Source organism: Salmonella sp. 32010601201800023SM (assembly GCF_017572235.1).
In the GTDB taxonomy this organism is placed as follows: domain Bacteria; phylum Pseudomonadota; class Gammaproteobacteria; order Enterobacterales; family Enterobacteriaceae; genus Salmonella; species Salmonella enterica.
Genome location: NZ_JAGEQS010000006.1, coordinates 187,454 through 213,999 on the forward strand (window position 1 = coordinate 187,454; position 26,546 = coordinate 213,999).

Below are 26,546 nucleotides of genomic sequence, written 5' to 3' on the forward strand. Positions count from 1 at the left end.
GGCATTTTTCAGTTTAAATTACCTTTATTTCTCCTGAGAGAAAATGATTACCAGGTATATTTAACACCAACGTTTGCAGACCAGTCTTGATCAACATCACCGCCGCCGAGGTAGTTAGCATCGGTGTAGGCGCTGAAGTTCTTCGTGAAGCTGAACTGAGTACCCAGACCAACACGTACCGCAGAACCTTCTACGCCGTTGTCGATAGAGTCGCCGTTTACGTCAGCATCGTTGTTGGAGTCGTCGTAAACGTAAGCCAGTTTGAAGTACGGGGTCAGCGCCTGATCTTCGCTGTAAGTGAAGGTATAACCTGCATCTACACCGAGTTCATAACGCATGCTGTCGTAAGACTGACCGTCAACTTTCATGTCGTTGCTCAGCTGGTAGTCGTCGCCGGACTGGAACAGACCGGATACGCTGCCGTAAGGCGTTACGTAGCCCGCATCACCCAGCTTCAGATCATAACCCAGTTTCAAGCCGAAGCCCCAGGCGTCAGAAGAGGTGTTGCCGTCAACGTAAGTACCGTCGCTCATGTTAGCAGACAAATCGTTGTTGAAGTGAGAGTAGCTTAAGTTACCGTCAACAAAGATGTTGTTTGCGAAACGAGCGGAAGAGTAGATGTAGGCAGACTGGCTGTCCTGATCCACCTGACCGGTACGATCGCTCAGATCGCCTTTCGCGAAGCCTGCTGCCGCACCAACGATCCACTTAGCGTTGTTACCGTCAACTTTGGTATCAACACCGACCATGATGCCATTAACATCCTGATCGTAGTTAATGGTGCCGTTGTCGCCGTTGAAGTTACCGCCGAAGTAGCTTACCCATGCGCCGCCGTTATCCGCCAGGCCATGACGAGCATTGGTCAGACGAGTACCAACGGTGTCTTGTTCCAGGTTCCAGATATTGGTGTTCGCAGAAGGAATGCTCAGCGCCATGTTAGCGTAGTCGGTCAGTTCCATCTGTTCCAGCACGACAGTGTTGCCTTCCTGCTTAGCCTGATAGGTGTAAGCACCCAGGTCAGCTTTGTTTGCTGCAGAGAAGGTCGCGTCGGTGTTTACGTCATTGACATAAATCAGCTCGTTGCCTTTGTAATCCGCAACAGAACCGGCACCAGTAGCGTTGTCGATGCGAACTTTATAGTTACCGGTAGCCGCTACAACGTTGTCAACAGAGCTGTTATCCAGTTCGTCGCCGTTGTTGATATCGCCATTACCGTTGATGGTCAGGTGACCGTCAGAGTTCATTGCGATAGTACCGTAACCATAGTTAGCCTGAGTGGTATCCCAGGTACGGTCGTTCACCAGGTCAGCGTTCAGAACATAATCGCTGCTATGGATATTGAACACACCAGAAACAACATTACCGTTGTGATCAGCAGTATTGCCGCTGGTCAGTTCCAGTTTATCAGTGCTGAATACACCATTATCAAACTGATCAACGTTAACATCCAACATACCACCATTAGTTACAGTGATAGTATTGGCATACAGTGAATAATCACCATAATGAGTCACATCATCATTCAGCGCAACAGTACTGTAGCTATCGATAGTCAGATGATCAGTTGCTACCTGACCATCTTCACCGATATTCATACTAGAACCGTTGGTCAATCCAATGGTGTCTGATACCAGGGTAGAGTCTGTAACATTTACCTGAGAGCCATTATTTACAGCTAAGGTATCAATAACGGAAGTGTTGACAGTATCCCACTCAGAACCATTGTTTAATGCAACGTTAAATACTCCACTTTGGAATACTTTGTTGTCAATAACACGATCCCAATCGTTATCTTCAATAACCGCACCAGGGGTAAGGCTATTATATGCAACATCGTACATATTAACCGGAGCAATAGCATCGGCAGTAATATTAGCCGAACCAATCCATTTACTACCATTATCCAGAGTAATATTTAGCTCATCAACATTCTGACTGTCATCAATCCAGCCGCCGTTGGTATCCTTAACACCATCGCCGTTGCTGTCATAGCCTGTTGAATAGAAGAATTCACCATCATTATTCCAGTGGCTAGAAAACTCTACATCGCCCAATAAGGTAGAATGGTCGAAGTAAACATTGTTCTTCATGGAGTAATTAGAATCAGCGTTGTCAGAGAAAGACAGTGCTACATCATTTACACTACCATCACCATTATAGTCACTAGGTTCAGCAGAGTTACCAAAGAAGTATTTTGCTCCGTCATAGTCATCTTCCAACGGAATTTCTGAACCAGAAGTCACAGTAGAGTTGGAGACGCTAATATTATTGTCCCACTGATGGTACTCGGATGTATACGCAGTATTGGTTGTATCCCCCTGAGACAAAGCAATACCCGCAACACGAGAATTATTAGCAATATTGATATTGCTCTCTACGTTCAGATCTACTGCAACCCCTAAAGCCGTATAGAACGACTCATTAGTCGTTTTAGTTGTAGTACCATCATCACCGCTCAAATAAGTGTCAGTGAAATAAAGCGCTTCATAATCATCATCAATAGTAGAGTTTGAAATATTCAGCGTAAATACATCACCGTCGTACCAATTTGTATCAGTAATGGTAGTACCATTGTCGTATGTATAACCGTTATACATACGAGGGGTAACAGCTCCAGTTACAGGGTCAATAGAAGCTGGTGTAATACTCCAGTAGCCGAAAGGCAGCTTTGAAGTAATTGAACCATGTATATTCGAATTCGTAATGTTCAGAGTGTTATCTGAATCAGTGGCATAGTCATGGTTCAGATAATAGGTAGAAATCGTACCATTAACAGTGTCACCGTTGAACGTCTGATCGAAATCACCATTGGCGTTGTTGTAGTAGACAAAGCCGCTATAGTTTACATAGTTACCATCGACTGTACCTGGATTATCCATATTGGCCCAGTCAAGAGCCGTAGTAGGGTTATTAATGTAAGTCCAGGTATCGTAAGTAGTAGCATTCGCCTGAGAAGTGATTGCCAGAGTGCAAGCCAATGCTAATTGTGAGACTACAAGTTTCTTTTTCCAGGAGTGCATTTGTCATCCCTCCTCAGGGACGTAATATAGTTGATCCATCAATTATCAATGCATAAAAACATACAGATGTTTAGCAAGAAGGATTATGCGGCGTCATTGCTAAAAGGTTCAATTATTCTTTATCCTCAGTCCGGATTCGGACATGAATTAAAAAGACGTAATAAAAGGAAGTTTTATAATTGAAAAGCATTCTTTTTCATGACCTTACAAGAAAACAAAAAAACAAAATACATATAATATAAATATGGATTAAAGAAAAACAAAATAAACATGAATAATGTTAAAACCCTCATTTACTTAAATGACGATGAAATAAAACTAAAAACAACGTAAAACTAATTCTTATTTAAAATGATATAGTGCCTGAGGTATTAATCTTCGGTATATAAAAGAAGCGCCATGTTCTGCCGCAGCCGGGGCTGCGCCTGCTACGTTAAGGACCGTTTTCGTAAAACATCTGCCTGCAGATTCAGGTATACTGGGCCTTCGATTCCACAAACATCAGGCAGACCATGACAGACCTTATCCATCGCCCTCGCCGCCTGCGCAAATCCGCTGCGCTGCGCGCTATGTTTGAAGAGACAACACTTAGCCTGAACGACCTGGTGTTGCCGATCTTTGTTGAAGAAGAACTCGACGATTACAAAGCTATTGATGCCATGCCCGGCGTAATGCGTATCCCGGAAAAGCAGCTGGCGCGAGAGATTGAACGTATCGCAAATGCTGGCATTCGTTCCGTTATGACCTTCGGCATTTCTCACCATACTGATGACACCGGCAGCGATACCTGGAAAGAAGACGGCCTGGTGGCAAGAATGTCCCGCATCTGTAAGCAAACCGTGCCAGAGATGATCGTCATGTCCGACACCTGCTTCTGTGAATACACCTCGCACGGCCACTGCGGCGTGTTGTGCGAACACGGCGTGGATAACGATGCGACGCTGGCCAACCTCGGCAAGCAGGCCGTTATCGCGGCGGCGGCTGGAGCAGATTTTATTGCGCCCTCCGCAGCCATGGATGGACAAGTCCAGGCTATCCGCCAGGCGCTGGATGCCGCCGGTTTTACCGATACGGCAATAATGTCCTACTCCACCAAGTTCGCCTCTTCTTTCTACGGCCCCTTCCGTGAAGCAGCGGGCACCGCGTTAAAAGGCGACCGCAAGACGTATCAAATGAATCCGATGAACCGCCGTGAAGCGATTCGTGAATCACTGCTCGACGAAGCCCAGGGCGCGGATTGCTTAATGGTGAAACCGGCCGGCGCGTATCTGGACGTGCTGCGTGAAATCCGCGAACGCACAGAGTTGCCGCTTGGCGCTTACCAGGTGAGCGGTGAATACGCCATGATTAAATTTGCTGCTATGGCTGGCGCCATTGATGAAGAAAAGGTCGTGCTGGAAAGTCTGGGCTCGATTAAACGCGCCGGCGCCGATTTGATTTTCAGCTACTTCGCACTGGATCTGGCTGAGAAAAATATTCTGCGTTAATTCTGTTACAGGGCGGCGCGCTGCCGCCGCCCTTTCCCGACTTTACACCCCACTATTCAGTCGCTGAGCCTGACCCGTTGCCGGACGCGGCTTATCCGGCTTACGGCTATTCCTCGATCGCCTGGCGAATTTGCTGCAACGACGCGGGATCGTCAATGGTTGTCAGATCGCCCGGATCGCGGCCTTCGCAGATCGCCTGGATCGTGCGGCGAAGCATCTTTCCGGAACGCGTTTTGGGGAGCTGCGAGACAAACCAGACATGCGCCGGACGACCAAAGTGACCGATTTGGTTGTCCACCAGCGCCATAATCGCTTTTTCCTCGTCGCGCGCCGCCTCGCGATCCGCCAGCGTATCGCTCTGCTTCGGAATGACAAACGCCACCGCTACCTGCCCTTTCAGAGCGTCTTTTATCCCCACTACCGCCACTTCCGCTACGTTCGGGTAGCTGGAGATACTTTCTTCTATTTCTCGCGTCCCCAGCCGATGACCCGCAATATTAATCACATCATCGGTACGGCCCAGAATAAAGTAATACCCCTCGGCGTCGCGGATTCCCCAGTCGAAGGTGGCATAAACCTGACGGTTAAACAGCGACCAGTAAGTCTTCACAAAACGCGCATCGTCGCCCCAAATAGTCTGAATACAGCCCGGCGGCAGCGGCCCTTCGATCACCAGCATCCCCTTTTCATTTATGCCGCAAGGTTCGCCGGTGACTTCATTGAGTAGCTGGACGTTATAACCGTACATCGGCACGCCGGGACTTCCCAGACGCGACGGCCTGTCGTCCAGCGCGCGGGCCAGCGCCATGATCGGCCAGCCGGACTCCGTCTGCCAATAATTGTCGATGACCGGTACGCCCAGCGTCTCCGTCACCCAACTGGCCGTCGGCTCGTCCAGCGGCTCACCGGCCAGATAAAGCGCCTCCAGCGAGGAGAGATCGTGATTGCGGATTTGCGCCGTCGGGAATTTTTTCAGCACGCGAATCGCGGTCGGGGCGGAAAACATCCGGTTAACCTGGTATTTCTCGACAATTTTCCACCAGACCCCGCAGTCCGGGTACGTCGGCAGTCCTTCGTAAACAATAGTCGCCATGCCTGCCAGCAACGGCGCGTAAACGATATAGGAGTGGCCGACGACCCAGCCGATATCCGATGCGCAAAAGAATACGCCGCCCGCCTTGCCGCCAAAAATGGTGTCCATCGAGGTTGCCAGCGCCACCGCATAACCGCCGACGTCGCGCTGGACGCCTTTCGGTTTGCCGGTAGTGCCGGAGGTGTAAAGAATGCACGAGGTTTCGTTGGATTCCAGCCACGCCACCGGCACGCTCGCACCGAGATGCTGCTGGCGCAACGTGGCAAAATCCAGATCGCGCCCATCCACCCATGCCATTTTCGCCAGCCCTCTGTCCACCAGCAGAACGTGTTTCGGCTGATGCTGCGCCTGCGCAATAGCGTCATCAAGCAGCTTTTTATACGGCAGAATTTTACCGCCCCGCGCTCCGGCATCCGCCGACACAATCAGCGCCGGTCTGGCATCGTCAATGCGCGCCGCCACGCTGTGCGAGGCAAAACCGCCAAAGACCACCGAATGGATCGCGCCAATGCGCGCGCAGGCCAGCAGGGTTATCTGCGCTTCGGCAATCATCGGCATATAGACCAATACGCGATCGCCACGCTGCACGCCCAGCGACAGCAACATGGCGGCCACAATGTTGACCTCGTCATGCAACTGGCTGAAGGTAAATGTGCGCTCTTCATCGGTCTCTGATGAGACGGCAATCAGCGCCAGCGCCTCCGGCTGTTTATCCAGCCAGCGGTCAACGGCGTTATGACATAAGTTAGTGGTGCCGCCGCAAAACCAGCGGGCAAACGGTGGACGGCTATGATCCAGCGTCTGCGTAAACGGCTGTCGCCAGTCGATACGTCGGGCCTGCTCGGCCCAGAACGCCTCCGGTTCGTTAATGGAACGCTGATAAAATTCGCTAAAAGACATCACGCTCTCCTGTTGAACTTACGCCTTACTGCTGGCTGGTTCAGATGACATATAAATCGAGGTATTCGTTAACCGGCATCTGCTCCAGGCGGGCTCTGTCCAGGGAGACATCCAGAATGCGTTGCTGCTGGCGAGTCGGGAACTGACGCGCCAGGTTAATTTTAAATTTTTCGATAAGCTTCGGAATACCGTCGGCGCGGCGACGCGCATGACCAATCGGATACTCCACGACAACCTCGCCAAAGCGTGAGCCATCAGTAAACTCCACGGTGATCGCATTGCCGATAGCTCGTTTTTCCGGGTCGTGATAGTCGGCGGTAAAAGCCGGGTCCTCATAACACACGATCTTCTCGCGCAGGGCGTCAATACGCTTGTCCTGCGCCACCTCGTCTTCATAATCCGCCGCGGTTAACCGTCCGAACAGCAGCGGCACGGCGACCATATACTGGATACAGTGATCGCGGTCCGCCGGGTTATTGAGCGGGCCTTTTTTATCGATAATGCGAAGACAGGCTTCGTGGGTGCGGATAGTCACTTTCTCGATATCCGCTGCCGTTTTGCCCGCGGCCTGCATCTGCTCATACAGCGTCATCGCCGCTTCGACGGCGGTTTGCGAGTGGAATTCTGCCGGGAAAGAAATTTTAAATAGCACGTTTTCCATCACGTAGGAGCCGTAAGGGCGCTGGAAACGGAACGTTTCACCTTTGAATGAAACGTCGTAGAAGCCCCAGGTTTTGGCGGTGAGCGCCGAGGGATAGCCCATCTCGCCGGTTTTCGCCATCAGCGCCAGACGTACCGCGCGCGAAGTCGCATCGCCCGCCGCCCAGGATTTGCGCGTACCGGTATTCGGCGCATGACGATAAGTGCGCAACGACTGCCCATCCACCCACGCCAGCGATACCGCGTTGAGGATCTCATCGCGCGTCAGCCCCAGCATTTCAGCGACAACCGCGGTCGAGGCCACTTTCACCAGCAGCACATGGTCAAGCCCGACACGGTTGAAGGCGTTTTCCAGCGCGATACAGCCCTGAATTTCATGGGCTTTGATCATCCCGCTCAATACCTGTTTCATGGTCAGCGGCGCTTTGCCGGCGGCGACGGCGTTGCGTGACAACCAATCCGCAATCGCCAGAATACCGCCCAGGTTATCAGAAGGATGGCCCCACTCGGCGGCAAGCCAGGTATCGTTAAAATCGAGCCAGCGGATCATCGCGCCAATGTTAAAGGCTGCCTGTACCGGATCGAGCTGGAACTGGGTGCCCGGCACGCGTGCGCCGTTGGGCACCACCGTGCCTGGCACGATCGGCCCAAGCAATTTTTTACAGGCCGGGTATTCCAGCGCTTCCAGACCACAGCCGAGCGTGTCGAGCAGGCAATAATGCGCGGTGTCGTACGCCACCTTTGAGGTGATGTCGTAGTTCATCACGTAATCCACGATATCGACGATTTCGCGGTCAAATTCCGGGCGGATGTTCAGTTCTTGGGTAGACATAGGGTACGTTTCCTGCGTTTTATTTTTAATAAGAGTGAGTTAGCAACGATCGTCTATCGAGACAAACGGACGATCTTCCGGCCCGGTATAGTTGGCAGAGGGGCGAATAATTTTGTTGTCCTGACGCTGTTCAATAATGTGCGCCGCCCAGCCGGTAACGCGGGCGATGACAAACAGCGGGGTGAACATTTCGGTAGGGACGCCCATCATGTTGTAGGAGACCGCCGAAAACCAGTCGAGATTCGGGAACATCTTTTTGGTCTCCCACATCACCGTTTCCAGACGGTCGGCGATGTGGTACATCTTCAGCGAGCCGCCTTCTTCTGAAAGCTGTTTCGCCACCCGTTTGATCACCTGATGGCGCGGGTCGGCGATGGTGTAAACCGGATGTCCAAAGCCAATCACCACCTCTTTGTTTTCCACGCGTTTACGGATATCCGCCTCTGCCTCGTCCGGCGTTTCATAACGCTGTTGAATTTCCAGCGACACCTCATTCGCCCCGCCGTGTTTCGGGCCGCGCAGCGCGCCAATCGCGCCGATAATCGCGGAGTAGACATCCGAGCCGGTTCCGGCAATCACCCGGCTGGTAAACGTCGAGGCGTTGAACTCATGCTCGGCATACAGCACCAGCGAAATATGCATCGCCTTTTCCCAGCTTTGGGTTGGCTTTTCACCGTGCAGCAGATGCAGGAAATGGCCGCCGATGGAATCATCGTCGGTTTCCGGCTGAATACGTTCGCCGTTGTGGCTGTAGTGATACCAGTAAAGAAGGATAGAGCTGAGCGAGGCCAACAGCTTATCGGCAATATCGCGCGCGCCGGAGACGGTATGTCCCTCTTTTTCCGGCAGGGTGCAGCCCAGCGCGGAGACGCCGGTACGCATCACGTCCATCGGGTGCGAGGCCGCCGGTAACGCTTCCAGAACGGTACGGACATTGGCGGGTAATCCGCGCAGCGCTTTTAACTTGCTTTTATACGCGTTCAGCTCGTCGCGGGTCGGTAATTTTCCGTGGATCAGTAAATGCGCGACTTCTTCAAATTCGCAGTGCTCCGCCAGATCGAGAATGTCGTAACCGCGATAGTGCAGATCGTTACCGCTTTTTCCCACGGTACACAGAGCGGTATTTCCGGCAGGTACGCCGGAAAGCGCGACTGATTTTTTAGGCTTAATGACATGCGTGTTGTTTTGCAGGATCGTCGTGTCTGTCATATTGTCCTCGTCATTATTGTAATGTGTAGGGTATTGAGGCGTGTAGGCCGTACCGTAGGCGGGTTAAACGTAGTGCCATCCGGCATTGCCTGATGGCGGCTTCGCCTTATCAGGCCTACAGGCTACGATTTTTTATTCCTGTACAGCGCGTCCAGCTTCTCTTCGAACTGGTAGTAATTGATGCTTTCGTACAGCTCGTTACGAGTCTGCATGATGTCGATCACGTTCTTTTGCGTCCCTTCCTGGCGCAGCACGGTATAGACTTTTTCTGCGGCGCGGTTCATGGCGCGAAACGCCGACAGCGGATAGAGCGCCATCGCCACGTTTGCGCTGCGCAACTCGTCGGTCGTAAACAGCGGCGTCGCGCCAAACTCAGTGATGTTGGCGAGGATCGGCACCTGCGCCACGTCGGCGAACTGGCGGTACATCGACAGTTCGGTGATCGCCTCCGGGAACAGCATGTCAGCCCCCGCGTCCACGTAAGCCTGCGCGCGATCGAGAGCCGCCTCCAGCCCTTCCACCGCCAGCGCATCGGTACGCGCCATGATCACAAATTTCGGATCGGTGCGCGCATCCACTGCCGCCCGAATTCGGTCTACCATCTCCTCTTTCGAGACGATCGCTTTGTTTGGACGGTGTCCACAGCGCTTAGCGCCAACCTGGTCTTCAATATGCAGCGCGGCGGCGCCCGCTTTGGCTATGGACTTTACCGTCCGCGCGACATTAAAGGCGGAGGAGCCAAAGCCAATATCCGCATCCACCAACAGCGGCAGCGGGCAAACATCCGTGATGCGCCGGATATCGGTTAACACATCATCCAGCGTAGAAATCCCCAGATCCGGCAGTCCGAGCGAGCCCGCCGCTACGCCGCCGCCAGAAAGATAGATAGCCTGATACCCGGCCCGTTGGGCCAACAGAGCATGGTTGGCATTGATCGCGCCGACAATTTGTAATGGATTCTCTTTAGCGAGCGCGGCGCGAAATGCCTGCCCCGGCGAATGTAAAGACATATCTCGTCCTCATGTTAGTAAATTGTTACTCAGAATGTATTCACCAAAGCAAAGGCTATGCCAGGCAAAGAGGCAGCGAGAAAATTAAATACAATGAGATTTAAAAACAGGCAATTACAGTAATGCCTGTTATGAATAAGCGCGATTAAGGGAAAAGAAAAACGTGTCAGCTAACGTTTCATGAAACGAATCACCCCGTTTCATTGCAACATTTATGAAACACGTTTAAAACAAAAAATCGCCCCTCAAAGATGAGCCTACTGCGATGACGACTGCTCACAGCGCTCCGCGCGATAATAGCGATAAACCGGTGATCTGGACGGTCTCCGTAACGCGTCTGTTCGAACTGTTTCGGGATATCAGTCTGGAATTCGATCATCTGGCGACCATCACGCCTATTCAACTCGGCTTTGAAAAGGCGGTGACCTACATTCGCAAAAAACTGGCGACCGAGCGCTGCGACGCGATTATCGCGGCGGGTTCGAATGGGGCCTATTTAAAAAGCCGCCTGTCAATACCGGTGATCCTCATCAAGCCCAGCGGATTCGATGTATTACAGGCGCTGGCGAAAGCGGGAAAGCTCACCTCGTCTATCGGTATCGTGACCTATCAGGAGACCATTCCGGCTTTACTTGCCTTTCAGAAAACGTTTCACCTCCGTCTTGAACAGCGAAGCTATGTCACCGAAGAGGACGCGCGCGGGCAAATTAACGAACTTAAGGCCAACGGTATTGAAGCCGTCGTCGGCGCGGGATTAATTACCGATCTGGCGGAAGAAGCGGGAATGACCGCCATCTTTATTTATTCCGCGGCGACCGTTCGTCAGGCTTTCCATGATGCGCTGGATATGACCCGTCTGACACGGCGCCAGCGCGTGGATTACCCATCCGGCAAGGGATTACAAACCCGGTATGAACTGGGCGATATACGCGGCCAGTCGCCGCAAATGGAGCAGCTCCGCCAGACGATTACGCTCTATGCCCGCTCCCGTGCGGCAGTGCTGATTCAGGGGGAAACAGGGACCGGAAAAGAGCTGGCGGCGCAGGCGATTCACCAGACGTTCTTTCACCGCCAGCCTCACCGTCAGAATAAGCCATCCCCTCCCTTTGTCGCCGTCAATTGCGGCGCGATTACCGAGTCGTTGCTAGAAGCGGAACTGTTTGGTTATGAAGAGGGCGCGTTTACCGGTTCACGACGAGGAGGCCGGGCGGGGCTGTTTGAAATCGCACACGGCGGCACGCTGTTTCTGGATGAAATCGGCGAAATGCCCTTGCCGTTACAAACCCGACTTTTGCGCGTACTGGAGGAAAAAGCCGTCACTCGCGTCGGCGGACACCAGCCGATCCCGGTGGATGTCCGGGTGATCAGCGCTACGCATTGCGATCTGGATCGGGAGATAATGCAAGGACGTTTTCGCCCCGATCTCTTTTATCGCCTGAGTATTCTGCGTCTGACGCTTCCTCCTTTGCGCGAGCGGCAGGCTGATATTTTGCCGCTCGCGGAAAGCTTTTTAAAACAGTCGCTGGCAGCGATGGAAATTCCGTTTACCGAATCGATACGTCATGGATTGACACAGTGTCAGCCGCTTTTGCTGGCCTGGCGCTGGCCCGGTAATATTCGCGAACTGCGTAATATGATGGAGCGCCTGGCGCTTTTTTTAAGCGTCGATCCCGCGCCAACGCTGGACAGGCAATTTATGCGGCAGTTATTACCTGAGCTTATGGTGAACACAGCAGAGCTGACGCCTTCAACCGTGGATGCGAACGCGTTACAGGATGTACTGGCGCGCTTTAAGGGCGATAAGAGCGCCGCGGCGCGTTATCTGGGGATTAGCCGCACCACTCTGTGGCGTCGTTTAAAAGCTGGTGCCAAAGACCAGTCGGATAATTAAGACAAATGACCGCGTCCTGAATGCCTGATGGCGCTACGTTTACTGCAGGCCGTCATCCGGCAAAACGGATGCCGGTTGCCAGGAATAAAAATACCCGCCGGAAACCCAGGCGGGTATTTTTATGATGCAACGCTTTTATTTCTTTTTATAAATATCAGCCGTACCATGAATTTTATTTTCTGTCTGCCCGGACGTCAGCACCACCACATCCGCCCCTTTTTCATCCGCCTTTTTGATTAAATCTTCTCTGGCGTCCAGCGGCGACATTTCCCCGGTGGTGGAAATCGTGCCAATTTTCGTGTATTCGGAGGCGACTTTATCAAAGTCCGTTTTTTTCATGATTTCTGCGGCATAAACGTTTGTCACGACAAACGCTAATGCGCCAAGCATAACCTTGTAGCCAGTTTTCATAGCAAAACCCTCGTTTTATTATTACGCCATCATCGCTTTATCAGAACAAAAAGGCCGTTCGGACTGATTAAATAAGTAGTGTAGATTGCTGGAAAAATCCAGTCAGCCCCCGCTCAGTCGGCGTAACAACGCGGATTAAAACGCCCCTGCTTTGTGATCTCACTCGCAATCATCTGGTTTGACTATTAATAAGATGAACGTTATTTCTTGAGGCTAAGAGAAGAGTTGCCTATGGAGCCGTTTCATGCCGTTGTGCTTACCGTCAGTCTGTTTGTGTTAACCTTTTTTAATCCCGGCGCGAATCTGTTTGTGGTGGTGCAAACCAGCCTCGCATCAGGACGCCGGGCGGGAGTCATCACCGGCCTGGGCGTCGCCACGGGAGACGCCTTTTATTCCGGGCTGGGGCTTTTCGGTCTGGCGACGCTCATTACGCAATGCGAAGCGGTATTTTCTCTTATCAAAATTGTCGGCGGCGCCTATTTATTATGGTTCGCCTGGAACAGTATTCGCCACCAGGCGACGCCGCAAATGAGCACGCTCCAGACGCCGATTGCCGCCCCGTGGACGATTTTCTTTCGCCGGGGATTAATGACCGATTTATCCAATCCGCAAACCGTACTGTTTTTTATCAGTATTTTTTCCGTAACGCTTAGCGCAGAAACGCCCACATGGGCAAGGTTAATGGCCTGGGCCGGAATTGTGCTGTCATCCGTTATCTGGCGTATTTTTCTCAGCCAGGCCTTTTCGCTCCCCGCAGTCCGCCGCGCTTATGGGCGTATACAGCGCATTGCCAGCCGTGTTATCGGCGCCATTATCGGGATGTTTGCGCTCAGACTTCTCTATGAAGGCGTGACGCACCGCTAATGTTTGCCCGGTAGCCTTTGCTACCGGACGATAAGCGTTATCAAAACGCCCATGACACGCTGCCTACAATGCTACGCTCGGCGCCAAAATAACAATAAGAGAGCGAATTACAGGCAGCGACATAGCGTTTGTCCGTCAGGTTATTTACGTTGAGCTGGGCGCTCAAGCCATTTAACCCAATGCTGGATAAATCATACCCAACTACCATGTCGACCAGTGTATAGGACGGCAACATGTGGGTATTCAGGCGATCGCTGGTCACGCCGTTGACGTACCGGATGCCGGAGCCCAAAGTCAGCCCCTCTAACAGACCGCTTTTCACATCGTAGCTTAGCCAGGCGCTGGCCTGGTTCCGTGGAGCATAAACCGCGCGCTTACCCTGCTCTTGCGGGCTACTTTTCTTATAACGGATATCAGTATAGGTATACGCCGCCTGCAAACGGACGCTATCCGACAAATGGCTAATGGCCTCCAGTTCCACCCCTTTAGACTCAATTTCACCAATCGAGCGGTACGGATCGGTAGGTTCTTCTTTGGTCGCGATATTTGTCTGGTTAATACGATACACGGCGGCGCTAAACTGGCTATTCCCCCCCAGCGGTTCGTATTTTACCCCCGCCTCCCACTGCTTGCCTTTCATCGGTTCCAGCACATTGCCGTTTTCGTCGGCGAAGCTGGTCGGCGTAAACGCGGTAGAATAACTGAGATAGGGGGCGACGCCATTGTCGAACAGATAAAGCAACGCAGCACGGGTACTGACGTTGTTTTTATCGAGATCGCTGCGTGAATCATGAAGTTTGTCGATGTTAGACACGCTGACCCGATCGTAACGACCGCCCAACGTAAAGCGCCAGCGATCCCATGACATCTGATCCTGTAAATAGTATCCGGTCTGCCGCAGCTTATGTTTTTCACGGCTATACAACGTAATGTAATCCGGCTGAGCGCCATAAACAGGGTTGAAAGCGTCAATCGGCGGAAACGCGCCATAATAGCCAGTAGTATGATTACTGCGATCCTGATAATCGATCCCCACCAGCAGACGATGATTAATCGCCCCGGTATCCACGCTGCCGTCGAGCTGATTATCCAGCGCGATAGCCGACATTTTCTCCCCGGAGCCGGAATAGCCGCGATTCAGCGCCGTTTCATTCAACCAACCTGCGGCATAGACCTGATTCAACGTCACTTTGGTATGCAAATAACGCAATTTTTGCCGTACCGACCAGCCGTTATCGAACAGATGCTCAATGTTATAACCCACCATATTTTCACGGCGATCGTATTTGTCGTAGTCATCTTCACCTTCAAAGAAAGTGTTAGAAATTTTTCTGCCGTTATAAGGTACAACCGTGCCTTGATAAGGCAGTCCGGAGTGGCTACCGCCTTCCGGATCACGGTGCAGATAGGCCATAAGATCAAGACGCGTCCGATCGGTAATTCGCCAGGTCAGGCTCGGCATCAGCGCATAACGTTCCTCTTTCAAGGGGGTAAACTGCGAATCGGCGTAACGTGTCATACCGCTAAGACGCGCCGCCACACGTTCATTGTCATCCAGTGGGCCGGTCACATCAAAAGCCGCCCCGCGCTGGTTGTGATTGCCGGCAAACAGCTTCACTTCTCCCCCGACATCAAACGCCGGTTTTCGCGACGTCAACGCGACAATGCCGCCTGGCGATGAACGACCATACAGAACGGACGCCGGGCCGCGTACCACCTCGATATCTTCCAGAAACCAGGGGTCAACCACCAACGAACTGTGCGAATTGGTGTCGCCCATCATTTTTAACCCGTCGAGATAGACGTTATCCAGACTACCGTCCGAAAAACCACGCAATACGATGTAATCAAAGCGGTTAGAGGCGCCTATCTGGTTACTGTATACGCCTGGGGTGTAGCTGACCGCCTGACGCACGCTGGTTGCGCCCTGCTCTTCAAACTGCTGGCGGGTAATAATGGATACCGACTGCGGCGTTTCAATATCTGGCGTCGCCAGCTTGGTCGCGCCACTCTGAACGGGCGAGGTGACAATGACGGTATCATTTTTTGTGGTTTCCTGGGCAGAAAGAGGAAAAGTCGCGCCGCCGATAGCTCCGCCTATCAATAGCGCCATACGCGTTGTCGCAAACATGAACATCTCCAAAGGCATCTTTATTGTAAATAAGAATTATTACCTTTTAGAGATAACGGACCACTATGCGTAACGCCAGATTGCCTATGCGCAATGATAAAAAATCACCCAAAGCGGCAGAAAACCGGGTTAGCGGCGGATATTACCGCTCTGGCGGGGCGCGTTACGCACAGTGGCGGGACGCCGTCAGAGACGCGTCACGCAGCTCGCCGGGCGAGCAGCCATAACGCCGACGAAATGCCGTCGCAAAGTTAGTGGCATGTTGATAGCCTGACATCCAGGCGGCCTGCTGCACGCTGTATCCCTCCATCAGATAACGACGCGCGCGCGCCAGGCGGCAATCGCGCAGATAATCAAACACGGTACACCCATAGGCATGGCGAAACTTGCACCGCAGGCTACTTGGACTCATTGCCGCCCGACGCGCCAGTTCGTTCAGCGTGTAGGCTTTTTCCGGCGTCTGCTCCAGTAAACGCCGAATGAGCTCCAGCCGCTGGTATTCACCGGTGACGGGAAGCCCGCGTTTTTGCGTTGCGGGCTGACATAGATTTAGCGCATAGCCCAGCAATTGCAGCATGATGCCTTCCAGCATTAACTGGCGTGACGCCGCATGAGGTCCGGGCTGCTGCGCATAACGTAGCCCCGAAAGCAGAAACTCCGGCACCTGCCAGACCCTCGCCGAGGTTGCGCTATTTTCCCACTCGTCTGCCAGCGAGACAGGCAAACGCTCCCGCCATCCGCCGTCCGGGTACATTCCCAGCGATAAGGTGCGCAATTTACTGTCTGCGCCGTGATGGGCGCGTATCGTCTGCTGCTCACTCAGTTGCGAGCAAAACGCCATCCCCGCGCTCAACAAAAAGGTCTGCTCATTGACAGCCAGCGCGACGTTACCTTCCAGCACCACCAGCATATACAGCGGACTGCTATGGCGAGAGGTGGTTTCATAAGGTTGTAACACGTGAACATCCGAGCGTGTAATGCAAATCCCGCCGGGAAGCGCTATCTCTTCGATATCGCCATGAAGTACGGGACTACTCTGCGTATACTGCGGTAACGCAGGGAAGCGGTAATCAATGCCATAACGCTCGCCAAACGCGATGAAATCGCTGACGGAAAAGATCTTTTTCATCGCCGGGGCGGCGGAAGAGTGACAGGAGATCGGAGACATTATCAATACCGTTTATCTGCGTTATACCAGAGCGTTAGCCACTGTGTAACCATATCACTGCGGCCCGGGAACGACAATAAAGATGAGAATAATTATCAACCGCTATTGAGGGGGGAGATAAGGCGAGCAAAGGTGATCGGTAAACGCCGATCTGTCGATAAAAACGCGCTTTCGCGAGAGATGAAAGCGCGTCCGGGGGGTATCAGTCAGGAGCGAAATCCTGCGGAGGTCATGAGCAGTCTGAATAACATTCCGACTCCCGCCAGCAGAAGCACGCTGGCGCACCATATCGCGACCATCCATACGACTCGCCGCGACCATTTTTTCACTTTAACCATCAGTGATATCCCTCTCCATGTCGCACTTTTCCACGGAAGACGTAGTAGCTCCAGAAGGTATAAGCCAGAATAATCGGGATGATTATCAGCGCCCCAACCAGCATAAAGCTTTGACTTTGCGGCGGCGCGGCGGCGGCATACAGCGAAATATCCGGTGGAATAATATTCGGCCAAATACTGATGCCTAACCCGCTGAACCCCAGAAAAATCAGCCCTAGCGTGAGAATAAATGGACGCGCATGGGATTCTGGTTTTTTCACGCTGCGCCATAGCCAGACGCTAAAAGCCAACACCAGCACAGGCACCGGCAGGAAGTAGTATAAATTGGGCAGCGTGAACCAGCGCTCGGCGATGTCGTCGTGGGTGAGCGGCGTCCACACGCTGACGCCTCCCATCATCAGCAACAAGACGATCAACAACGGGCGCGACAGCGCGCACATCCGGCTATGCAGCGGATCTTCGCTTTTCATAATCAGCCAGGTAGCGCCCAGCAGCGCGTAGGTGACAACCAGACCGACACCGCAGAACAGGTTAAACGGCGTCAGCCAGTCAAGCTGCGAACCGCTAAAGGTTCGCCCTTCCACCTGAAAACCGCTCACCACCGCGCCCACCACAACCCCCTGGGCAAAGGTCGCCAGGATTGACCCGACGATAAAGGATTTATCCCAGAACGCGCGATGCGACTCGGTGGCTTTAAAACGGAATTCAAAAGCGACGCCGCGAAAGATAAGACCAAGCAGCATAACCACCAGCGGGATAGTCAGCGCGTCGGTGATGACGGCATAAGCCAACGGGAACGCGCCAAAAAGCCCGGCCCCGCCCAGCACCAGCCAGGTTTCGTTCCCGTCCCATACCGGCGCGACCGAGTTCACCATAACATCGCGATCGTGTTTATCACGAATAAACGGAAACAGGATACCGACGCCCAGATCGAAACCATCCATCACGATATACATCAGCGTGGCGAACACGATAATAGCAAACCAGATAACCGGAAGATCGATGGTCATTCGCGTTTCTCCTGCTCAAGCGATTCTCCCACGGCAGAGATAGGACGCGCGGGTCTGCCATCGGTTTCAGCGGTCGGTGTCTCCGCCGGCTGCGGCCCTTTCTGGATAAGACGAATCATATAAATATAGCCAACCCCAAAGACCAGGGAATAGACCACAAAGAAGGCCAGCAAACTGATGCTCATCTGCAAGGTGCTGTGCGCGGAAACCGCATCACGCGTTCGCAGCAGGCCATAGACCACCCACGGCTGACGTCCTACTTCAGTCGTCACCCATCCGGCAAGGATGGCGATAAGCCCGGACGGCCCCATCCACAGCGCAAAGTGCATAAAGGGCCGCGAATGATACAGTCGGCGTCGGTAGCGTAGCCACAGGCTGGCCAGCCCCAGGAAGATCATCAGTACGCCCATGCCCACCATCAGACGGAAAGACCAGAACACCACGGTAGAGTTGGGGCGATCCTCTTTGGGATAATCTTTTAGCGCAGGCACCTGTTTGTCCAGGCTATGCGTCAGGATCAGACTGCCCAACGCCGGGATCTCAAGCGCATAGCGGGTCCGTTCCGCCTCCATATCCGGCCAGCCTACCAGCGTAAGCGGCGTTGGCTCGCCGGGCGTATTTTCCCAGTGCCCCTCAATCGCGGCGATTTTGACCGGCTGATGCTTCAGGGTGTTAAGGCCGTGCATATCGCCAATCAATGCCTGAACGGGCGCCACCACGACCGCCATCCATAACGCCATCGAGAACATACGGCGGATAGCCGGCGTATCGTTACCTTTCAGTAAATGCCAGGCAGCGGACGCGCCGACAAACATCGCGCTACTTAAAAACGCCGCAACGGACATATGCAACAGGCGATACGGGAACGACGGGTTGAAAATCACCGCGAACCAGTCCACCGGGACCACCTGACCGTTGTGAATTTCAAATCCCTGCGGGGTATGCATCCAGCTATTAGACGCCAGAATCCAGAACGTCGACATTAACGTGCCCAGCGCCACCATACAGGTAGACAAGAAATGCAGGCCCGGCCCGACTTTGTTCCAGCCAAAAAGCATCACGCCTAAGAATCCCGCTTCCAGGAAGAATGCGGTGAGCACTTCATAGGTTAATAAAGGCCCGGTGATACTGCCGGCGAACTGGGAGAAACCGCTCCAGTTCGTTCCGAACTGGTAAGCCATGACCAGACCGGAGACCACGCCCATCCCGAAGTTGACGGCAAAAATTTTGAGCCAGAACTGATAGAGCGAGCGCCAGACAGGATTACGCGTTTTTAGCCATAGACCTTCCAGTACCACCAGGTAACTGGCTAAGCCAATCGTAATCGCGGGGAAAATAATATGAAAAGAGACGGTAAAGGCAAACTGGAGTCTCGCTAAAAAGAAGGCATCAAACTCCATGTTCCCTCCCGTTTATATATAGTCACTTCGTGTAAAATATTCACTGTTCGCAACCAGGTTGAAACGAAACGGTTATTTTCCCCAAACGTAAAAACGTCGGGGAATATCCAGATAAATTACGATTTTTTTTGCGGCTGGCTGTCAGGCTTATCGCCCGACTCTGGCGCTTCGGAGGGGTCGTCTTTTTCGACAGCGAAACGGTAGTATCTATTTAGCATAACATGTCTCCCTTAGTTACATTCACTTGGCAATATCTACCTGGCCGTTATAAAAATAACGGCAAAACAAAAAAACAGCGTCTTCAAGACTATTTGCAATTTCAGCAAAATACGCTTAGCTGAAAGTTAAGAATAGACGTAAAACGATAACCTTCAAGTCAACGCGGTTTACGGGACGGGGGATTAGTACAGGGAGAATGACCGCAACGCTCGCTGCGCGGCGGCCATTTTATATGGTCTATCAAAAAGATAACCGTTAAGGTCCATTCAAACCCGTTAGTTTGCCTTCCCCTCAATCAAGCCATTGATCGTAGAAAATACCGCCGGCGCGCTGGTCGCTTCCGCAAACTCGACATTAATATTTTGCCGACGCAGCATATCGAAGAATTTACGTTGCGCATCAAGAATAACCTGATCGCCTACGCGCATATTTTCTGCTTTAGTTTCAACCAGTAAATAAACGCTGTCGGCGTCCTGACGCTCAATACGGTACACAAAATCCGGCGTAGTAGAGCCCCCCGTATATTTGGGGATCTGAATGGCCCGCTTAGGCAGTTTGCCAAACACAGAAACCTGTTGCGGATAATCGTATTTTAATAGCGGCAATTCTGGATCGACGCTGTCATAACGCAACGGCGGTATTTGATAGAGAGAACGGGGATCGTCTATCGCATTCTCATCCACATTTTTCCCCACAATTTCAGCGCTAATCTCCTCTCTGAACTGCCGTGCCGTAGAATCAAATACCGACGTTGAAGCCTGAAAATCGAGAGGCAGATAATCGTGGCGCTGCGCAAAATGCGCATTAATCCGCGCCTGTAATGCGCGGGTCATATTGTCCAACGAGATCTCGCTTAAATAACGTGAATCTCCGTGCAAAACATCACGCAGCATCGCCATTAACACCGGGTGCAGGACGTTAACCGGCAGACTGGTGCGTAACGCCAGTTGCTTAAGAAAATGGCCATATTTCATGCCCGCCCTAAATTCGCTGGCGGCTAATTCGCCTTCCCGCTGCGCCACTTCAAAACGGCCATTATCTTCATTCGATACCAGCCGTTGTTGAACCTGGCTTGGCTTCTGGCGTATATACAGCGCCGGATCGCGCAGCACCTCGGCGGCAATCTGTTCCAGAGACGCGCCGCTACGCTCGAATTGCAGCATATAACGGCGGGAAAACTGCTCCCAGATACTGCTAAGTTGTTCCCAATTCTCTTTGCGTAACCTGACTCGCAGTCGGGAGGCGGGCTTATTGTCACGAATGCGATCCGCTCGCACCCGCGCCTGCGTCAGCTCAGGGTAGAACTCCAGTAGCCACGCAAAACCACTTTTGGTTTCCCCGTTAAGCGTGACGCTGGGTTTAAACTCATTACTCCGGTTGATCAGTTTTTTATCATCCAGATCTTCCAGCAAACGAAGCTCCGTAAACGCAGGATCGACTTTTTGCCGCTCGGTGACGATGAGTGTGATCATCGCCTCATCCAGTTTCTGCTCGTTAAGCTGAACTTTGCTGTCGCGATTAATCTCATCAACCAGCATGCTGGCAAACGCTTTTTCATCATAACCAATCAGAAACGACAGTCGGGACGGCCACTCTTCCTGATGAACGCGATGACCATTTTCATCTACCGGTAGCCGCAGGCCGCGCCCCACTTCCTGAATTTTGCTCGACTCGCTACCGGAAGAACGTAATTTAGCAATGACAAAAACATTCGGGTTATCCCAGCCTTCGCGAAGCGTCCATTTTGAAAACAGAAAGCGGCGCGTTTCCCAGTTGCCGTGATGGTCTGAAAAACTGAGCAACTTCTCTTTATTTTTCAGAATATCATCTACCTCAGCCTGGATCGCCTCATCGCCGCTTCCGCGGTCTTCGCCAAAGTAACCAGCGTGGACGTTTTGGTTATCCGAGTGCAGGCTGGCGAGCGTGGCCTGCAGAAACGACAGATACTCCACTTCTCGCGGCAGGGTCTTGCGCTGATAATCGTCAATCAGTTGCGTCAGTTTCTTTTTCAGCAAACGCTCAAAAGTGACTTTCAACCAGCCTTCGTCATCACGATAGCTTTTAATACTGTCAATAAAGAAAAGGCTTAAGGTCTTAATACGCGGGGCATTATTTTCTGGCTCATTGCTGCGTAAGAAATTTGCCTGCTCAGTGTCAAAATGCTTATCGATAGCGTCCTGAATAATCAGTTCCTGGTAGCTCGCGCCAAAGGTTCCTGGCACCAGCGCCATCCCTGCCTCCAGCTCCAGATCGTTCGACAACATTTTACTGCCGGCATATTCGATACTGCCTTCAAATCCTGCATCGACATCGGCGAGATTTTCGCCCACGCCAACCTCGGCAATTTTGCTCCCCCGTCGGAGGATTAATTTCTTTGCCGTGACGCTGTCAACGATATAACGATTGTTGGCCTGTTCTTCGGGGAGATTCGGGTAATAAATATCAATACCTTTCACCAAACCATCGTTAAAACTGTCCACCGCGTTGAGATCAAACTGCGGTTGCCGGCGATAGTAATCTTTACGTACACATTTATTTTTACCCTTACCTTCGACAATATCCGGGAAGGTAGCGCCAAAGCGGACGATCATTTGCGGCTGAATGGCCTGAATCGCTCGATAAAATTTGTTATCTCGCGCAAAACGATGCGGTTCATCAATAATGACCACCGGTCGCGTCATTTGCAGCCCTTTAACAGGCGACGTCAGCCCGCCCAGTAGCGTTTGATCGTAATCGTCTCGCGTCATACTGGCGGAATTGAGCATTTGCGCATTGATCAGCAAAACCTGAATCGTATGGCTATCACGACGGCTGGCATCAGTAAAACTTAATAGCTGGGCCGGAAAATTTTTACGCCCCGACTTTACTTTAAAATCACCGGCGTTGATGGTGCAAAGTTCCATCCGCGTATTTTCGTAGAACTGTGAAAAATGCTGTCTGGCGTAATCGCTGGTAATAAAGTTCCGCGCGCCTTCTTTAATGGCTGGCGTCGGCACCACCAGCACAAATTTGAAGAGGCCATACTTCTGATGCAATTCATACATCAACCGGGTATAGACATAGGTTTTACCCGTCCCGGTCTCCATTTTAACGTCAATATTGGCCTTATCGTCGTAACGTTCCTTAATCAGCGGATTAGCATAGTGATTATGATCGGCTTGCGCGTGATCGATACCGGTGAAACTCGCCAGAATCGCCGCTAACGCCTGTTCCTGATGGGGAAGTTCTTCCAGTAAAATATTCATCATCATCCCCTCTTAATAACGCTTCACCAGGTTCACTTTTTGATCAAGCTGTTTTAAGCCGATTTCCAGTTCACGAATGGATTCAAGGTCGAAAGAGTAGCCGTAAATGACAATGGTCTGAACCGGAAGCTGGTGCGTACCAATGTGGTTGAGAAGATCGCGGGTCTGCTCTGTTCCCCACCGTTCATCAATCAGATACAGGCGCGTATTATCAACATACCTGGCGCAATAGCCGGAAAAATCAACGGTCTGTACGTCAATATCCATTTTATAACCATCGGCGACCAGCCATGTCGTTAATAAGGTCTCTTCGCCGCTTGCGCCGCCCGGCACGCCCAATCCTCTGGCGGAAAAAGGATTGATCATGTCGGTAAATCCTGACTCGGTGAAAGCGGCCAGTTGACCGCTGGTATTGATAAAATGGCCGGTAGCAATATCGAAGCTATCCAGATCGTCCAGCGTCTGCTGTGTCGGAGTGGCAAAACGATAATGTTTAAAACCGAGATCGCTATTGGTCGCGGGATTGTTGGCGCGGATCTTCGCCGCAACGCGTGTAATTCGCTCGCGGCTGATTTCATCAATAGTGTTATAACCTGCTTTTTTCGCGATAGTGTTATTGCTTAATGTCTGATCGATAGTACACAGAATAAACGTGCGCTGCCCCCCATCTTCTTCATTCAGCGCCATTACCGCATGGGCCGTAGTGCCGGAACCGGCAAAAAAGTCCAGGACGACGCCGTCTTTATCGATAGCGAGCTTGATGATTTTCTTCAATAATGCGGTCGGTTTCGGCGTATCAAAAACGTTGTCGCCGAAGAGATCCAGAATCTCCTTTTTCCCCTCTTTATTCGACGCTACGTTATCCCAGTAATTGGTCGTTGGCTGCCCTTTACTGTGGTGCGCGTACATGACTCTCTGGGGAATACCGCCGTTATCTTTGCCAAAATAGACCAGATTATCGGCCACCAGTTTTTGGTAACTGGCTTCAGGATAAGCCCATAGTCTTTCGTGTACCGTACCGTTCGGCGTGGTAATTTTATAGGTATAGCCGCCGCCGCTCAGCCCTTTTGACACCGTTAACGGCACCGGTCGCCATTTCCCTTCTGGAAACTGTTCGGTCGGTTCTTTATAGGATTTCTGAATATACTCTTTAGAAAGCGGTTCTAAACGTAAAGCGCCCTGACCGGTTTTGGCGTAAACAAGAATGTATTCCCCCTGGATGGAAACGTTATCAGAGTCGTTAGAAATCTCTTTTTTGCGCTTCCACATCACATTGGTGACAAATCCACCTTCGCCAAAAATCTCATCCATCATTAATTTAAGATTGGCGTACTCATTATCGTCGATAGAGATAAAAATAAATCCGGTATCTTTCAGGAGCTTCCTGGCCAGGAAAAGACGCGGATACATAAAAGATAACCACGCGGAGTGCGTCGATTTACCCTGAATGGATTTTAAACGTGCCAGTTCAGTATCATTAAGACCAAACATATCCTGCAACGCCCGATCGCTATATTCAAAATGATCGGGATAGACAAACCCGTCCGATCCGGTGTTATAAGGGGGATCGATATAGATCATATCGACGGTATCGGCGTAATTATTTTGCAGATGGCGTAACACATCCAGATTATCCCCGGTCAGAAAAAGATTATGGCTGTTTTTGTTTTCTGCCAGAGTATTGTGTTCCACGTCAGGAACGATAACGGTAACGGATTTTTCACCCGCCTGTTTTTTTGCGTAATCTTTGCCAATAAAATCAATCTGATAACCGCTAGTCAGCTCATCAATATTACGCGCTTTCAGCGCGCGCTCAAATTTGGCGAGATCAAATCCGCCTTTCGCGATCAGTTCGCCCTGCTCGTTATAGCGATCGGCGGTAAAAAATTCCGGTAATGCACGTTGTAACTCAGACAGAAAGGCGCTATTCGGGGCAACAGACTCGTTGTGTTTTTGGTTATCTTTCAACATGATATCTTCGCTCCGTTGATAATTTTAAGGTCCAACAATCAATTTCTTATAAAGAAAAAAGTAAGCGATGATTGTAATGGTCACGAAAGGCAGATGCCATCATTAACCTTTGTTGTTCGTTGAAAGGGCGTGAAAACGACGGGGGGAAGGCGTGCTCCCGGCGACAGTATGCGCCAGGAGCGTAGTGTTTACGTGCGATGACTGATGGCCGACTCCGGGAGGGCGTCGCTATCTGTACCGGAGATGACGACTCCCCGGGTCTCGCGACCAAATGCCACAAATACACAGATTAAAATAGCCACCGCGCCAGCCACGATCGCCATTGCCAACCCGTAATTGCCACCATGCGTTTCCGCGATGCGGGCCTGTAACGTCGCATTAACCGACGCCAGTAAATTACCCAGTTGGTAAACAAACCCTGGCAGCACGGCGCGCGCATTCGCCGGAACCAGCTCGTTCAGCCAGGTCGGCACGACACCCCAGGCGCCCTGCACCATAAACTGCATCAGGAACGCGCCCAGGCCAATCGTGAATGATCCGCTGGAAAATGCCCATAGCGGGAGTACCGGAAGCGCAAGAAAGGCGGCGATCATGATCGCTTTTTTACGCCCAATACGTTCCGATAGCGTACCGTAGAAAATACCGCCGAGCATGGCGGCAATGTTATAAAAAATCGCAATGATACTGATCAGATGCGGATCAAAACCATGCTGCATCTTCAGGAAGGTAGGATAGAGATCCTGCGTGCCGTGGCTGAAAAAGTTAAAGAACGCCATGACCAGCACCAGATACAGACACAACTTCCACTGTTTGCGCAGAACAGGAAGCAGCGCGGTATTCTCTTTACGCGCTCTGGCCGCCAGCCAGACGGGGGATTCCGGCACTTTAAACCAGATATAAGGCAGCAAGACAACAGGCAGGGCGCCAATCAGGAACATACCGCGCCAGCCTACCATACTGTAGAAGAGGCCAAAAATAACCGAGGCGAACAGATAGCCGCAGGGATAGCCCGCCTGAAAAATGCCCGACATCAGGCCACGCGAACGATCGGGAATGGTTTCCATCGCCAGTGATGACGCGACGCCCCATATCCCGCCCATCGCCACGCCGTACATGACCCGAAAAATCAGAAATGCCATGAAGGTGGGCGACCAGGCGGAAAGCAGTTCAAACACCGTAAAGAACAGAATATTGAGCATCAGTATCGGTCGACGTCCGTACTTTTCCGCCATTCGGCCAAATAGCAGCGCGCCAATGGGACGTACCGCCAGGGTCAGCATAATCGCAATGGAAACGTCCGATACGGAAGCGTGAAACCATTCGGCGAGATCGCTAAGTACAAAGACAAGGATAAAGAAATCAAACGCATCCAGCATCCAACTGGTAAAGCTGGCAAACGCCACATGTCGTTGTGTCGTCGTCCAGTTCAGGGGGGTGTACATAGGTAGTGTCCTGCATCAAAAAATAACATCAAGCTTTGAAGCGGCGAAACGCTGGAGCGCTCCCGTCGTCAAAGCGACGTAACAAGGTAGCGTTGCGCTACTTATTTGTTATCTTTTTGTATATAGCAGGTAAAATGTTAGCAAAAATAGACAAATCATTACATATTATTAACAAAGCTTACTGGCACATGATTTGTCACAGTTTTTATGGGGATTATCTCATGCAAAGGAAAGCGAAGCGTGGC

At 51.8% G+C, this 26,546-nt stretch carries 18 protein-coding genes and 1 pseudogene; 3 read left to right on the forward strand and 16 right to left on the reverse strand.

Annotation, left to right across the window (positions count from 1 at the left end):
• Positions 1–47: 47 nt before the first annotated feature.
• Positions 48–3,020, reverse strand: coding sequence for an autotransporter outer membrane beta-barrel domain-containing protein (locus J4617_RS18085; RefSeq protein WP_017465390.1), 2,973 nt, complete (start codon positions 3,018–3,020; stop codon positions 48–50).
• Between the two features lie 512 nt (positions 3,021–3,532).
• Between J4617_RS18085 and hemB the strand changes: the two genes are divergently transcribed.
• Positions 3,533–4,507: a porphobilinogen synthase gene (gene hemB, locus J4617_RS18090; protein ID WP_000130724.1), complete on the forward strand. Its 975-nt coding sequence runs from the start codon at positions 3,533–3,535 to the stop codon at positions 4,505–4,507.
• 106 nt (positions 4,508–4,613) lie between these two features.
• Here the strand turns inward: hemB and prpE are convergent, their stop codons facing one another.
• From prpE to prpB, 4 genes are all read right to left on the reverse strand, one after another.
• Positions 4,614–6,500, reverse strand: coding sequence for a propionate--CoA ligase (gene prpE, locus J4617_RS18095; RefSeq protein ID WP_017465391.1), 1,887 nt, complete (start codon positions 6,498–6,500; stop codon positions 4,614–4,616).
• A 40-nt stretch (positions 6,501–6,540) separates the two neighbouring features.
• A complete protein-coding gene (locus J4617_RS18100; protein WP_000107076.1) occupies positions 6,541–7,992 on the reverse strand; it encodes a bifunctional 2-methylcitrate dehydratase/aconitate hydratase in 1,452 nt (483 codons plus the stop codon).
• Positions 7,993–8,031: 39 nt separating this feature from the next.
• The gene (gene prpC / locus J4617_RS18105) at positions 8,032–9,201 is read right to left on the reverse strand and encodes a 2-methylcitrate synthase (RefSeq protein ID WP_000132749.1); all 1,170 of its coding nucleotides are present in this window, start codon (positions 9,199–9,201) and stop codon (positions 8,032–8,034) included.
• 122 nt (positions 9,202–9,323) lie between these two features.
• Positions 9,324–10,211 (reverse strand): methylisocitrate lyase, encoded by an 888-nt coding sequence (prpB, locus tag J4617_RS18110; protein WP_017465392.1) that lies wholly within the window; start codon positions 10,209–10,211, stop codon positions 9,324–9,326.
• 265 nt (positions 10,212–10,476) lie between these two features.
• Between prpB and prpR the strand changes: the two genes are divergently transcribed.
• A complete protein-coding gene (prpR, locus tag J4617_RS18115; RefSeq protein ID WP_000205277.1) occupies positions 10,477–12,102 on the forward strand; it encodes a propionate catabolism operon regulatory protein PrpR in 1,626 nt (541 codons plus the stop codon).
• A 135-nt stretch (positions 12,103–12,237) separates the two neighbouring features.
• Here the strand turns inward: prpR and yahO are convergent, their stop codons facing one another.
• Complete coding sequence (yahO, locus tag J4617_RS18120) at positions 12,238–12,513, reverse strand: DUF1471 family periplasmic protein YahO (protein ID WP_000848026.1); 276 nt, start codon at positions 12,511–12,513, stop codon at positions 12,238–12,240.
• A 231-nt stretch (positions 12,514–12,744) separates the two neighbouring features.
• On the opposite strand from yahO, the gene J4617_RS18125 reads away from it, so the two are divergent.
• On the forward strand, positions 12,745–13,377 hold the full coding sequence (locus J4617_RS18125) for a LysE family transporter (RefSeq protein WP_000433131.1): 633 nt from the start codon (positions 12,745–12,747) through the stop codon (positions 13,375–13,377).
• 40 nt (positions 13,378–13,417) lie between these two features.
• On the opposite strand, the gene foxA is transcribed toward J4617_RS18125, so the two are convergent.
• From foxA to J4617_RS18170, 10 genes and pseudogenes are all read right to left on the reverse strand, one after another.
• Complete coding sequence (foxA, locus tag J4617_RS18130) at positions 13,418–15,526, reverse strand: ferrioxamine B receptor FoxA (protein WP_017465393.1); 2,109 nt, start codon at positions 15,524–15,526, stop codon at positions 13,418–13,420.
• A gap of 145 nt (positions 15,527–15,671) precedes the next feature.
• On the reverse strand, positions 15,672–16,676 hold the full coding sequence (gene foxR, locus J4617_RS18135; protein ID WP_000074605.1) for a ferrioxamine uptake transcriptional regulator FoxR: 1,005 nt from the start codon (positions 16,674–16,676) through the stop codon (positions 15,672–15,674).
• Positions 16,677–16,771: 95 nt separating this feature from the next.
• Positions 16,772–16,964, reverse strand: a pseudogene (locus J4617_RS23090) (hypothetical protein).
• Entirely contained in the window at positions 16,883–17,068 is a 186-nt protein-coding gene (locus tag J4617_RS23205; protein WP_305954967.1) for a DUF2474 domain-containing protein, read from the reverse strand. Before J4617_RS23205 ends, J4617_RS23090 begins: the two are co-directional and overlap by 82 nt.
• Complete coding sequence (gene cydB, locus J4617_RS18145) at positions 17,014–18,024, reverse strand: cytochrome d ubiquinol oxidase subunit II (RefSeq protein WP_017465394.1); 1,011 nt, start codon at positions 18,022–18,024, stop codon at positions 17,014–17,016. Before cydB ends, J4617_RS23205 begins: the two co-directional genes overlap by 55 nt.
• Positions 18,021–19,424 (reverse strand): cytochrome ubiquinol oxidase subunit I, encoded by a 1,404-nt coding sequence (locus J4617_RS18150; protein ID WP_000393711.1) that lies wholly within the window; start codon positions 19,422–19,424, stop codon positions 18,021–18,023. The genes cydB and J4617_RS18150 overlap by 4 nt, the downstream gene beginning before the upstream one ends.
• 116 nt (positions 19,425–19,540) lie before the next feature.
• A complete protein-coding gene (gene ssaA, locus J4617_RS18155) occupies positions 19,541–19,642 on the reverse strand; it encodes a small effector SsaA (protein ID WP_000934834.1) in 102 nt (33 codons plus the stop codon).
• Positions 19,643–19,918: 276 nt separating this feature from the next.
• Positions 19,919–22,891, reverse strand: a complete 2,973-nt coding sequence (locus J4617_RS18160) for a type III restriction-modification system endonuclease (RefSeq protein ID WP_012219085.1) — start codon at positions 22,889–22,891, stop codon at positions 19,919–19,921.
• A gap of 9 nt (positions 22,892–22,900) precedes the next feature.
• Entirely contained in the window at positions 22,901–24,859 is a 1,959-nt protein-coding gene (locus tag J4617_RS18165; RefSeq protein WP_017465395.1) for a site-specific DNA-methyltransferase, read from the reverse strand.
• 188 nt (positions 24,860–25,047) lie between these two features.
• Entirely contained in the window at positions 25,048–26,301 is a 1,254-nt protein-coding gene (locus J4617_RS18170; RefSeq protein ID WP_000288503.1) for an MFS transporter, read from the reverse strand.
• Positions 26,302–26,546: the final 245 nt, after the last annotated feature.

Bases quoted from the DNA above. Each gene is read 5' to 3' on its own strand.
- J4617_RS18150 (WP_000393711.1), bottom strand. From the start codon at position 19,424: ATGGAGTTTGATGCCTTCTTTTTAGCGAGACTCCAGTTTGCCTTTACC.
- J4617_RS18085 (WP_017465390.1), bottom strand. From the start codon at position 3,020: ATGCACTCCTGGAAAAAGAAACTTGTAGTCTCACAATTAGCATTGGCT.
- J4617_RS18100 (WP_000107076.1), bottom strand. From the start codon at position 7,992: ATGTCTACCCAAGAACTGAACATCCGCCCGGAATTTGACCGCGAAATC.
- hemB (WP_000130724.1), top strand. From the start codon at position 3,533: ATGACAGACCTTATCCATCGCCCTCGCCGCCTGCGCAAATCCGCTGCG.
- J4617_RS18125 (WP_000433131.1), top strand. From the start codon at position 12,745: ATGGAGCCGTTTCATGCCGTTGTGCTTACCGTCAGTCTGTTTGTGTTA.
- J4617_RS18160 (WP_012219085.1), bottom strand. From the start codon at position 22,891: ATGATGAATATTTTACTGGAAGAACTTCCCCATCAGGAACAGGCGTTA.
- yahO (WP_000848026.1), bottom strand. From the start codon at position 12,513: ATGAAAACTGGCTACAAGGTTATGCTTGGCGCATTAGCGTTTGTCGTG.
- prpR (WP_000205277.1), top strand. From the start codon at position 10,477: ATGACGACTGCTCACAGCGCTCCGCGCGATAATAGCGATAAACCGGTG.
- cydB (WP_017465394.1), bottom strand. From the start codon at position 18,024: ATGACCATCGATCTTCCGGTTATCTGGTTTGCTATTATCGTGTTCGCC.
- J4617_RS18170 (WP_000288503.1), bottom strand. From the start codon at position 26,301: ATGTACACCCCCCTGAACTGGACGACGACACAACGACATGTGGCGTTT.
- foxA (WP_017465393.1), bottom strand. From the start codon at position 15,526: ATGCCTTTGGAGATGTTCATGTTTGCGACAACGCGTATGGCGCTATTG.
- foxR (WP_000074605.1), bottom strand. From the start codon at position 16,676: ATGTCTCCGATCTCCTGTCACTCTTCCGCCGCCCCGGCGATGAAAAAG.
- prpB (WP_017465392.1), bottom strand. From the start codon at position 10,211: ATGTCTTTACATTCGCCGGGGCAGGCATTTCGCGCCGCGCTCGCTAAA.
- J4617_RS18165 (WP_017465395.1), bottom strand. From the start codon at position 24,859: ATGTTGAAAGATAACCAAAAACACAACGAGTCTGTTGCCCCGAATAGC.
- prpE (WP_017465391.1), bottom strand. From the start codon at position 6,500: ATGTCTTTTAGCGAATTTTATCAGCGTTCCATTAACGAACCGGAGGCG.
- prpC (WP_000132749.1), bottom strand. From the start codon at position 9,201: ATGACAGACACGACGATCCTGCAAAACAACACGCATGTCATTAAGCCT.
- ssaA (WP_000934834.1), bottom strand. From the start codon at position 19,642: ATGCTAAATAGATACTACCGTTTCGCTGTCGAAAAAGACGACCCCTCC.